At 57.5% G+C, this 11,829-nt stretch carries 7 protein-coding genes; 6 read left to right on the top strand and 1 reads right to left on the bottom strand.

Annotated elements, in window-relative coordinates:
- Positions 1-2 precede the first annotated feature (2 nt).
- The 5 genes from araA (at position 3) to rluA (ending at position 8,387) form a co-directional block, all read left to right on the top strand.
- Positions 3-1,505, top strand: a complete 1,503-nt coding sequence (araA, locus tag QMN93_RS08730; RefSeq protein ID WP_193139948.1) for an L-arabinose isomerase — start codon at positions 3-5, stop codon at positions 1,503-1,505.
- A gap of 47 nt (positions 1,506-1,552) precedes the next feature.
- Positions 1,553-2,248, top strand: a complete 696-nt coding sequence (gene araD / locus QMN93_RS08725; protein ID WP_039260840.1) for an L-ribulose-5-phosphate 4-epimerase — start codon at positions 1,553-1,555, stop codon at positions 2,246-2,248.
- 74 nt (positions 2,249-2,322) lie between these two features.
- Complete coding sequence (polB, locus tag QMN93_RS08720) at positions 2,323-4,680, top strand: DNA polymerase II (RefSeq protein ID WP_182383041.1); 2,358 nt, start codon at positions 2,323-2,325, stop codon at positions 4,678-4,680.
- 128 nt (positions 4,681-4,808) lie between these two features.
- Entirely contained in the window at positions 4,809-7,715 is a 2,907-nt protein-coding gene (rapA, locus tag QMN93_RS08715) for an RNA polymerase-associated protein RapA (protein ID WP_182383040.1), read from the top strand.
- Positions 7,716-7,727: 12 nt separating this feature from the next.
- A complete protein-coding gene (gene rluA, locus QMN93_RS08710) occupies positions 7,728-8,387 on the top strand; it encodes a bifunctional tRNA pseudouridine(32) synthase/23S rRNA pseudouridine(746) synthase RluA (RefSeq protein ID WP_008502014.1) in 660 nt (219 codons plus the stop codon).
- A 30-nt stretch (positions 8,388-8,417) separates the two neighbouring features.
- On the opposite strand, the gene djlA is transcribed toward rluA, so the two are convergent.
- Positions 8,418-9,233: a co-chaperone DjlA gene (gene djlA / locus QMN93_RS08705; RefSeq protein ID WP_008502016.1), complete on the bottom strand. Its 816-nt coding sequence runs from the start codon at positions 9,231-9,233 to the stop codon at positions 8,418-8,420.
- 239 nt (positions 9,234-9,472) lie between these two features.
- Between djlA and lptD the strand changes: the two genes are divergently transcribed.
- Positions 9,473-11,824 (top strand): LPS assembly protein LptD, encoded by a 2,352-nt coding sequence (lptD, locus tag QMN93_RS08700; protein WP_064673219.1) that lies wholly within the window; start codon positions 9,473-9,475, stop codon positions 11,822-11,824.
- The last annotated feature ends 5 nt before the right edge of the window (positions 11,825-11,829 follow it).

Genomic DNA, 11,829 nt, shown 5'->3' with positions numbered 1-11,829 from the left:
TGATGACCATTTTTAATAACTATGAAGTGTGGTTTGTGATTGGCAGCCAGCATCTGTACGGACCGGAAGCGCTACAGCAGGTGACGAAACACGCGGAGCACGTCGTTAACGCGCTGAACGCGGAAGCTAAACTGCCGTGCAAACTGGTGCTGAAACCGCTGGGCACGACGCCTGACGAAATTACCCACATCTGCCGCGACGCCAACTACGACGATAAATGCGCCGGTCTGGTGGTGTGGCTGCACACCTTCTCACCCGCCAAAATGTGGATCAACGGCCTGTCTATCCTCAACAAACCGCTGCTGCAGTTCCATACCCAGTTCAACGCCTCCCTGCCGTGGGACAGCATCGACATGGACTTTATGAACCTGAACCAGACCGCGCACGGCGGCCGCGAGTTCGGCTTCATCGGCGCGCGTATGCGCCAGCAGCACGCGGTGGTCACCGGCCACTGGCAGGATGGCAAAGCGCAACAGCGTATCGGCTCCTGGATGCGTCAGGCGGTCTCTAAGCAGGACACCCGCCATCTGAAAGTGGTGCGTTTTGGCGACAACATGCGTGAAGTGGCGGTCACCGACGGCGATAAAGTGGCCGCGCAGATCAAGTTCGGCTTCTCCGTGAATACCTGGGCCGTGGGCGACCTGGTGCAGGTGGTGAATGAAGTCAGCGACGGCGACGTGAGCGCGCTGGTGGACGAGTACGAAAGCAGCTACCGCCTGACGCCTGCGGCACAAATCAACGGCGACAAGCGTCAGAACGTGCTGGACGCGGCGCGCATCGAGCTGGGCATGAAGCACTTCCTGGAACAGGGCGGCTTCCACGCCTTTACCACTACCTTTGAAGACCTCCACGGCCTGAAACAGCTGCCGGGTCTGGCAGTACAACGTCTGATGCAGCGGGGCTACGGCTTTGCGGGCGAAGGCGACTGGAAAACTGCCGCTCTGCTTCGCATCATGAAGGTGATGTCGACCGGTCTGCAGGGCGGCACCTCCTTTATGGAGGACTACACCTATCACTTCGAAAACGGCAACGACCTGGTGCTCGGCTCGCACATGCTGGAAGTGTGCCCGACGATCGCCGTGGAAGAGAAACCGATCCTCGACGTGCAGTACCTCGGCATCGGCGGGAAAGCCGATCCGGCGCGTCTGATCTTCAACACCCGTACGGGCCCGGCCATCAACGCCAGCCTGATCGACCTGGGCGATCGCTTCCGCCTGCTGGTGAACTGCGTCGATGCGGTTGAAACGCCGCACTCTCTGCCGAAACTGCCGGTGGCCAACGCCCTGTGGAAAGCACAGCCTGACCTGCCAACCGCCTCAGAGGCCTGGATCCTGGCCGGCGGCGCGCACCACACGGTGTTCAGCCACGCCCTTGATCTGAACGACATGCGTCAGTTCGCCGAGCTGCACGACATCGAGCTGACCGTGATTGATAACGATACCCGCCTGCCCGCCTTCAAAGACGCGCTGCGCTGGAACGAAGTCTATTACGGTTCAAAACGCTAAGTACGGAATGCCCGGTGACGCTACGCTCACCGGGCAGGGAGATAACGATGTTAGACGATCTCAAACGTCAGGTGCTCGAAGCCAACCTGGCGCTGCCGAAACATAATCTGGTCACCCTGACATGGGGCAACGTCAGCGCCGTTGACCGCGAAAAAGGCGTGTTCGTGATTAAGCCTTCCGGCGTGGATTACACGGTGATGACCGCAGACGATATGGTCGTTGTCAGCCTTGAGACCGGCGAAGTGGTCGAAGGTAAGAAAAAACCGTCCTCCGATACGCCGACTCACCGCCTGCTGTATCGGTCATTCCCGACCATCGGCGGCATCGTGCATACCCATTCGCGCCACGCCACCATCTGGGCGCAGGCGGGCCAGTCCATCCCGGCGACCGGCACCACGCACGCGGACTACTTTTACGGCACCATTCCCTGCACGCGTCTGATGACCGACGCCGAGATTAACGGCGAATATGAGTGGGAAACAGGCAACGTGATTGTCGAAACCTTCGAAAAACAGGGGATCGACGCCGCGCAGATGCCCGGCGTGCTGGTGCACTCCCACGGCCCGTTTGCCTGGGGTAAAAACGCGGAAGACGCGGTGCATAACGCCATCGTGCTCGAAGAGGTCGCCTATATGGGGATCTTCTGTCGCCAGCTGGCGCCGCAGCTGCCGGATATGCAGCAAACCCTGCTGGATAAGCATTACCTGCGCAAGCACGGCGCGAAGGCCTATTACGGGCAGTAAACTGTATATAAACCCAGCATTAAAATCTTAACCAGGCTATAATCAGGCCTGGTTTTGTTTTCTGGGATAACGGCGTGGCGCAGGCGCAAGAAGGCTTTTTACTGACCCGACACTGGCGGGATACCCCTCAGGGCACCGAGGTCGCGTTCTGGCTGGCAACCGACAGCGGTCCGCTGCACGTTACGCTGCCCCCGCAGGAATCCGTGGCCTTTATTCTTGAAGCCCACGTCGAAAAGGTAAAGCAGCTGCTGCGCGGCGAAAACGGCTGGCGCATCACCCCGCTTGAGCTGAAGGATTTCCACCGCCAGCCGGTTTATGGCCTCTACTGTCGCGCCCATCGTCAGCTGATGCGCTATGAAAAACTGCTCCGCGAGGCTGGCGTGACGCTCTATGAGGCGGATATCCGCCCACCGGAACGCTTTCTGATGGAGCGGTTTATTACCGCCCCCGTCTGGGTCGACGGCACCGCGCATTGCGGCAGCCTCGTTAACGCGCGCCTGAAGCCGAATCCGCACTACCGCCCGCCGCTGAAGTGGGTCTCACTGGATATAGAAACCACCCGCCACGGCGAACTGTACTGCATCGGTCTGGAAGGCTGCGGCGATCGGGTTGTTTATATGCTCGGGCCGCCGAATGGCGATGCGTCCGCGCTGGATTTCCGGCTTGAGTACGTCAACAGCCGCCCGCAGCTGCTGGAGAAGCTTAACCAGTGGTTTGCCGACAACGACCCCGACGTCCTGATCGGCTGGAACGTGGTGCAGTTCGACCTGCGCGTCCTGCAAAAGCACGCCGAGCGCTACCGCATCCCGCTGATGCTGGGGCGCGGAAACAGCGAGCTGGAATGGCGTGAGCACGGTTTTAAGAACGGCGTTTTCTTCGCGCAGGCTAACGGTCGCCTGATTATCGACGGCATTGAGGCGCTTAAGTCCGCCTTCTGGAACTTCTCTTCATTCTCCCTCGAAGCGGTCGCACAGGAGCTGCTTGGCGAAGGCAAATCCATCGACAACCCCTGGGACAGAATGGACGAGATCGACCGGCGCTTTAATGAAGATAAACCGGCGCTTGCCACCTATAACCTGAAAGACTGCGAGCTGGTCACGCAGATTTTCCACAAAACCGAGATTATGCCGTTCCTGCTGGAGCGCGCGACGGTAAACGGCCTGGCGGCAGACAGGCACGGCGGCTCCGTGGCGGCCTTTAGCCACCTCTATTTTCCGCGCATGCACCGGGCGGGATACGTCGCCCCCAACCTCGGGGACGTACCGCCGCAGGCAAGCCCCGGTGGCTACGTCATGGACTCCCGGCCAGGATTGTATGACTCCGTTCTGGTGCTGGACTACAAAAGCCTCTACCCGTCGATTATCCGTACCTTCCTGATCGATCCCGTCGGGCTGGTTGAGGGCATGGCCCAGCCGGACGATGAGCACAGCACCGAAGGTTTCCTCGGCGCACGCTTCTCGCGGGAAAAACACTGCCTGCCTGAAATCGTGGGAAACATCTGGCACGGCCGCGATGAGGCCAAGCGCCACGGCAACAAGCCGCTATCACAGGCGCTGAAAATCATTATGAATGCCTTTTACGGCGTGCTGGGCACCAGCGCCTGCCGCTTCTTTGACCCGCGTCTGGCCTCCTCGATCACCATGCGCGGGCACGAGATCATGCGCGAGACCAAAGCGCTGATTGAGTCCCGGGGCTATGACGTCATCTACGGCGACACGGACTCCACCTTTGTGTGGCTTAAGGGCGCGCATTCAGAAGACGACGCCGCGCAAATCGGCAAAGCGCTGGTCGCCTTCGTAAACGACTGGTGGCAGGAACATTTGCAGAAAGAGCGGTTAACCAGCGCGCTGGAGCTGGAATTTGAAACCCATTTCGCCCGCTTTTTAATGCCCACCATTCGCGGCACCGATCAGGGCAGCAAGAAGCGCTACGCCGGGCTAATTCAGGAAGGCGACGCGCAGCGGATGGTTTTTAAAGGGCTGGAGACGGTACGTACCGACTGGACGCCGCTGGCGCAGCAGTTCCAGCAGACGCTCTATCTGCGGGTGTTTCGCAATGAGCCCTATCAGGACTACGTGCGCGAGACGATAGCCAGCCTGATGGCGGGCGAACTTGACGCGCAGCTGGTATACCGCAAGCGCCTGCGCCGCCCGCTGGCGGAGTACCAGCGCAACGTTCCTCCGCACGTACGCGCCGCGCGCCTGGCGGATGAGGAAAACGTACGCCGTGGCCGCGCGCCGCAGTATCAAAACCGGGGAACCATCAAATACGTCTGGACCATTAGCGGCCCGGAACCCGTGGATTATCAGCACTCTCCTCTGGATTACGAACACTATCTGACGCGCCAGCTTCAGCCGGTTGCCGACGGAATTTTGCCCTTCATCGACGATGATTTTGCTACACTGGTTACAGGGCAACTTGGCCTATTTTGACGCGTGACGAAATGGCTGCCATCCAGTACCATAGCGCCCTTTCCATTCCTGGACCCATTTTTCGTTGACCGTCTTTTTTGACGGTAGTCGAACTATTGCCTGCAATTAAAGATTAGAGCCGAACAACTATGCCTTTTACACTTGGTCAACGCTGGATCAGCGATACAGAAAGCGAACTTGGACTAGGAACCGTCGTAGCAATCGATACGCGTATGGTTACCCTCCTCTTCCCTGCCACCGGTGAAAACCGTCTGTACGCTCGCAATGACTCCCCTGTTACCCGCGTGATGTTCAATCCGGGCGACACCGTGACCAGCCATGACGGCTGGCAGCTCAAGATTGAAGACGTAAAAGAAGAGAATGGACTGCTCGCCTACATTGGTACTCGTCTTGATACGGATGAAGCCAATGTCATCCTGCGTGAAGTGCTGCTCGACAGCAAACTGGTGTTCAGCAAGCCGCAGGACCGCCTGTTTGCCGGGCAAATCGACCGTATGGATCGCTTCTCCCTGCGCTATCGCGCGCGTAAGTTCCAGAGTGAACAGTACCGCATGCCGTGGAGCGGCCTGCGCGGCCAGCGCACCAGCCTGATCCCCCACCAGCTGAACATCGCCCACGACGTGGGCCGTCGCCACGCGCCGCGCGTGCTGCTGGCAGATGAAGTGGGTCTGGGTAAAACCATCGAAGCGGGCATGATCCTGCATCAACAGCTGCTTTCCGGCGCTGCCGAACGCGTGCTGATCGTGGTGCCAGAAACCCTGCAGCACCAGTGGCTGGTTGAGATGCTGCGCCGCTTTAACCTGCGTTTCTCCCTGTTCGACGATGAACGCTATGCCGAAGCGCAGCACGACGCCGACAACCCGTTTGAAACCGAACAGCTGGTCATTTGCTCCCTCGACTTCGTGCGCCGCAGCAAGCAGCGTCTTGAGCACCTGTGCGATGCCGAGTGGGACATTATGGTTGTTGACGAAGCGCACCACCTGGTCTGGAGCGAAGACGCGCCGAGCCGCGAATACATGGCTATCGAGCAGCTTGCGGAACGCGTGCCTGGCGTCCTGCTGCTGACCGCAACGCCGGAGCAGCTGGGTCTGGAAAGCCACTTCGCCCGTCTGCGCCTGCTCGATCCAAACCGTTTCCACGACTTTGCGCAGTTCGTGGAAGAACAGAATAACTACCGTCCGGTCGCCGATGCCGTCGCCATGCTGCTGGCGGGCAAGCGTCTTTCTGATGACGAACTCAACACCCTGAGCGATCTGATTGGCGAGCAGGATATCGAGCCGCTTTTGCAGGCTGCGAACAGCGAGAGCGACAACGCGGAATCCGCGCGTAAAGAGCTGATCGACATGCTGATGGACCGCCACGGCACCAGCCGCGTGCTGTTCCGTAACACCCGTAACGGCGTCAAAGGCTTCCCGAAACGCGAGCTGCATACGATTAAACTGCCGCTGCCGACGCAGTATCAGACGGCGATTAAAGTCTCCGGCATTATGGGTGCGCGCAAAACTCAGGAAGAGCGCGCCCGCGACATGCTTTATCCGGAACAAATCTACCAGGAGTTTGAAGGCGATACCGGCACCTGGTGGAACTTCGATCCGCGCGTGGAGTGGCTGATGGGCTACCTGACCGCGCACCGCTCCCAGAAGGTGCTGGTGATCTGCGCCAAAGCGGCCACCGCGCTGCAGCTGGAGCAGGTCCTGCGCGAGCGCGAAGGCATTCGCGCCGCCGTGTTCCACGAAGGCATGTCCATCGTCGAGCGCGACCGCGCCGCGGCGTGGTTCGGAGAAGAGGACAGCGGCGCACAGGTTCTGCTGTGCTCGGAGATCGGCTCTGAAGGCCGTAACTTCCAGTTCGCCAGCAACCTGGTGATGTTCGATCTGCCGTTTAACCCGGATCTGCTCGAGCAGCGCATCGGCCGTCTGGATCGTATCGGCCAGGCGCATGATATTCAGATCCACGTGCCGTATCTGGAAAAAACCGCCCAGTCCGTGCTGGTACGCTGGTTCCACGAAGGTCTGGACGCGTTTGAACATACCTGCCCGACGGGCCGCACCATTTATGATCAAGTGCATGGCGATCTGATCGGCTACCTGGCCGCGCCGGAAAACGCGGAAGGGTTTGATGAGCTGATCAAGTCCTGCCGTGAGAAGCACGATGCGCTGAAAGCGCAGCTGGAGCAGGGCCGCGACCGCCTGCTGGAGATCCACTCCAACGGCGGTGAAAAAGCGCAGGCGCTGGCTGAGAGTATTGAAGAACAGGATGATGATACCAGCCTGATCGGCTTCTCCATGAACCTGTTCGACATCGTCGGCATCAACCAGGACGACCGCGGCGAGAACCTGATTGTCCTGACTCCGTCCGATCACATGCTGGTTCCGGATTTCCCGGGCCTGCCGGAAGATGGCTGTACCATCACCTTCGAGCGTGACGTGGCGCTGTCCCGCGAAGATGCCCAGTTTATCACCTGGGAACACCCGCTGATCCGCAACGGTCTGGACCTGATCCTCTCCGGCGATACCGGCAGCAGCACCATCTCCCTGTTGAAAAACAAGGCGCTGCCGGTGGGCACCCTGCTGGTGGAGCTGATCTACGTTGTGGAAGCGCAGGCGCCGAAACAGCTGCAGCTCAACCGCTTCCTGCCGCCAACACCGGTGCGTCTGCTGCTGGATAAAAACGGCACGAACCTGGCGGGACAGGTTGAATTCGAGAGTTTCAACCGACAGCTGAGCGCGGTAAACCGCCACACGGGCAGCAAGCTGGTGAACGCGGTACAGCAGGATGTGCACGCTATTCTGCAACTGGGCGAAACCCAGATTGAAAAAGCGGCCAGAGCGCTGATTGACGCCGCGCGCAGTGAAGCCGACGAGAAACTGTCTGCGGAGCTGTCCCGTCTGGAAGCGTTAAAAGCCGTCAACCCGAACATCCGCGACGACGAGCTGGCGGCGATTGAAAGCAACCGTCAGCAGGTGCTGGAAAGCCTGAATCAGGCTGGCTGGCGTCTGGATGCCCTGCGTCTTATCGTTGTGACGCATCAGTAAACGGAGCGCAAGATGGTGATGGAGCCTTACAATCCGCCGCAGGATCCCTGGCTGGTCATTCTGTATCAGGATGAACACATTATGGTGGTCAACAAGCCCAGCGGCCTGTTGTCCGTGCCGGGGCGTCTGGACGAGCACAAAGACAGCGTGATGACGCGCATTCAGCGCGATTATCCGCAGGCGGAGTCTGTCCATCGCCTGGATATGGCCACCAGCGGCGTGATTGTGGTGGCGCTGAACAAAGCGGCGGAACGCGAGTTAAAGCGCCAGTTCCGCGAGCGCGAGCCGAAAAAGCAGTATGTCGCCCGCGTCTGGGGCCACCCCGCGCAGGCGGAAGGGCTGGTAGATTTACCGCTGATCTGCGACTGGCCGAACCGGCCTAAGCAGAAGGTGTGTTACGAAACCGGCAAGGCCGCGCAGACCGAGTACGAAGTGCTGGAGTACGCGCCGGATAATACCGCGCGCGTCCTGCTTAAGCCGATTACCGGACGTTCGCACCAGCTGCGCGTGCATATGCTCGCCCTGGGTCATCCGATTCTGGGCGACCGGTTTTACGCGCCGCCTGAAGCGCTGGCCTTAGCGCCACGTCTGCAGCTGCACGCGCAGACGCTCACCATCACCCATCCGGCCTTCGGTAACGCGATGACGTTTAAAGCCCCGGTGGACTTCTAAAAAAAAAGCCCGACATCGTCGGGCTTTTTCTTATTTGAAACCTTTCTTCTCTTTAATGAGCTCGTACGCCTTCTGGATTTCCTGCGCTTTTTGCTTCGCCATCTCCATCATTTCTGGCGGTAAGCCTTTCGCGACCAGTTTGTCCGGATGGTGTTCGCTCATGAGCTTACGATAGGCACGTTTAATCGTGGTCTGATCGTCAGAGGGCTTAACGCCAAGCACGTTGCAGGCGTCTTCCAGCGTCGGACCACGCTGCGCCTGCTGCCAGGCACCGCCGGACGACTGCTGATGATAGCCGCCGCCAAACTGCGCCCCGCCCTGCATCATGCGCAGGAACTGGTCGAACTGCATGCGGGAGATGCCCAGCTCTTCCGCAATGACGTACAGCACGTCACGTTCATTAGGGTGAAGTGAACCGTCCGCGAAGGCCGCCTGGATTTGAATTTCCAGAAACATCCGAATTAAATCAAAACGTCCAAAGCAGATGCTGCGGAACTGACGCATTTTTTCGCGAAGCGGATAATTATCCGACTTACCGATGCGAAACGCATTTTGCGCTTCCAGACGGGAGTCGCCGTGCAGATTCATGCGATCCATAAAGACGCTGGCAATCTGAATATCGGCTTCTGTGACACGCCCTTTGGATTTGGTTAAGTGCCCCATGACCTCAAAGGTGGTGGAGAAAAAGAGTGACTGACGCTCGCGCTGATTGGCAAACCAGGCCATTTTGCGGCTGCGCGCCTTATCAAACATATGGCCGATAATAAGCCCAAGCACAATCCCCCAGAACCCGGCACCCATGATGATGGCGAACGCAACGCCGATTATTTTACCCCAATACTGCATATACTCCCCGGATAGTCATATTCCTGGCCGACGCAACGTCATCATCACTGTGTTCAAGTCACGGTCAATTGAAGGACATCGCCTATAATTTGCTTTATCATACTCGTCATTCGATAGCGAGCCTAACACTCTGGCACGCAAACGGGCAGGATTAACGCTGGTACTGCGCAGATGAGTAAGATAGTCTCTGAGCGTTTGTAAGCCGTAGCCACTGATGACGGAACAATAAAATACAACGTATGAAAAAACGTATCCCCACCCTCCTGGCCACAATGATTGGCTCCGCCCTGTACAGTCAACAGGGTCTGGCGGCCGATCTCGCCTCGCAGTGTATGCTTGGCGTTCCAAGTTATAATCGCCCACTGGTGAGTGGCGATACAAATAGCTTGCCGGTAACCATTACTGCCGACAGTTCGAAAGGGACTTACCCTGACAATGCCACGTTTACGGGCAATGTCGATATTAATCAGGGCAATAGCCGCCTGCAGGCAGATGAAGTGCAGTTGCACCAGAAACAGCCGGAAGGTGCGGCCGAGCCGGTACGAACGGTGGATGCGCTGGGTAATGTGCACTATGACGACAATCAGGTCATCCTGAAAGGTCCGAAAGCCTGGTCAAACCTGAATACTAAAGATACTAACGTCTGGAAAGGTGATTACCAGATGGTGGGTCGCCAGGGGCGCGGTGACGCTGACCTGATGAAACAGCGCGGTGAAAACCGCTATACGATCCTGGAAAACGGCACGTTCACGTCATGTCTGCCGGGTTCCAATACCTGGAGCGTGGTCGGGAGCGAGGTTATCCATGACCGCGAAGAACAGGTCGCAGAGATCTGGAACGCCCGCTTCAAGCTGGGCCCTGTTCCCATATTCTACAGCCCTTATCTGCAGCTTCCCGTGGGTGACAAACGTCGCTCCGGTTTCCTGATCCCGAATGCCAAATACAGCACGTCGAACTACTTTGAGTTCTACCTGCCGTATTACTGGAACATCGCGCCAAACATGGATGCGACGATCACGCCGCACTATATTCACAAGCGCGGCAACATCATGTGGGAGAACGAGTTCCGCTATCTGACCCACGCCGGTGCGGGACTGATGGAGCTGGATTATCTGCCGTCGGATAAAGTCTTCCAGGACGAGCATCCGACCGAAGGCGATAAACACCGTTGGATGTATTTCTGGCAGCATTCCGGGGTAATGGATCAGGTCTGGCGTTTTAACGTTAACTACACCAAGGTCAGTGACCCGAACTACTTCAACGATTTCTCGTCAAAATACGGTTCGAGTACCGACGGTTATGCCACGCAGATCTTCAGCGTTGGCTATGCGGTGCAGAACTTCGATGCGACGGTAACCAACAAGCAGTTCCAGGTGTTCTCCAGCCAGACCGCGAGTACCTATGGTGCCGAGCCGCAGCTGGACGTTAACTGGTACCAGAATGACGTGGGTCCGTTCGACACCCGTATTTATGGTCAGGCGGTGCATTTTGTAAACACCAATTCCAATATGCCGGAAGCCACCCGAGTTCACCTGGAGCCCGTCATCAACTTGCCATGGTCGAATGACTGGGCAAGCCTGAACACGGAAGCCAAGCTGATGGCGACACACTATCAGCAAAAAAATATTGATGATTACAACACCAGCAACAACGCTCATCTAGAGGAAAGCGTAAACCGTACGCTTCCACAGTTCAAAATGGACGGTAAGCTGATCTTCGAACGCAATATGGGACTTCTGGCGGATGGCTATACCCAGACGCTGGAGCCACGTATGCAGTACCTGTATGTGCCTTATCGCGATCAGAGCAACATCAATAACTATGACTCCTCTTTACTGCAATCTGATTACAGCGGCCTGTTCCGCGACCGTACCTACGGTGGCCTTGACCGCATCGCCTCAGCGAACCAGTTAACGACCGGGGTCACATCACGCGTTTATGATGACGCTGCCGTTGAACGTTTTAACGTTTCTGTTGGTCAAATCTACTATTTCACCGAGTCTCGCACCGGCGATGACAATATTAAGTGGGAGAAAGATAACAAGACAGGTTCGCTGATTTGGGCTGGTGATACCTACTGGCGTATGACCGATCGTTGGGGTCTTCGCGGTGGCGTGCAATATGACACCCGTCTCGACAATATCGCCAACAGTACGGCGGCGATTGAGTACCGCCGGGATGAAGATCGTATGGTGCAGTTGACCTATCGTTATGCCAGCCCGGAATATATTCAGGCGACGTTACCAAACTATGGTACTGCAGAGCAGTATAAAGACGGTATTTCGCAGGTGGGTGGCGCAGCGAGCTGGCCAATCGCCGACCGCTGGTCAATCGTAGGCGCTTACTACTTTGACACTAACGCTAATAAACCTGCTGACCAGATGGTGGGTCTGCAATATAACTCCTGCTGTTACGCGCTGCGTGTCGGCTACGAACGCAAGCTTAACGGCTGGAACAGTGAAAACAATCAGAGCAAATACGATAACGTGATTGGCTTTAACTTCGAGTTACGCGGCCTGAGTTCCAACTACGGTCTGGGTACGCAGAAAATGCTGCGCTCGAATATTCTGCCGTACAGTAGCGCCTTGTAATGTGC

The sequence above is a fragment of the Enterobacter sp. R-1.6.2 genome (assembly GCF_035064085.1).
Taxonomy (GTDB): Bacteria; Pseudomonadota; Gammaproteobacteria; order Enterobacterales; family Enterobacteriaceae; genus Enterobacter; species Enterobacter asburiae_B.
This window is presented reverse-complemented; position numbering and strand designations above follow the sequence as displayed.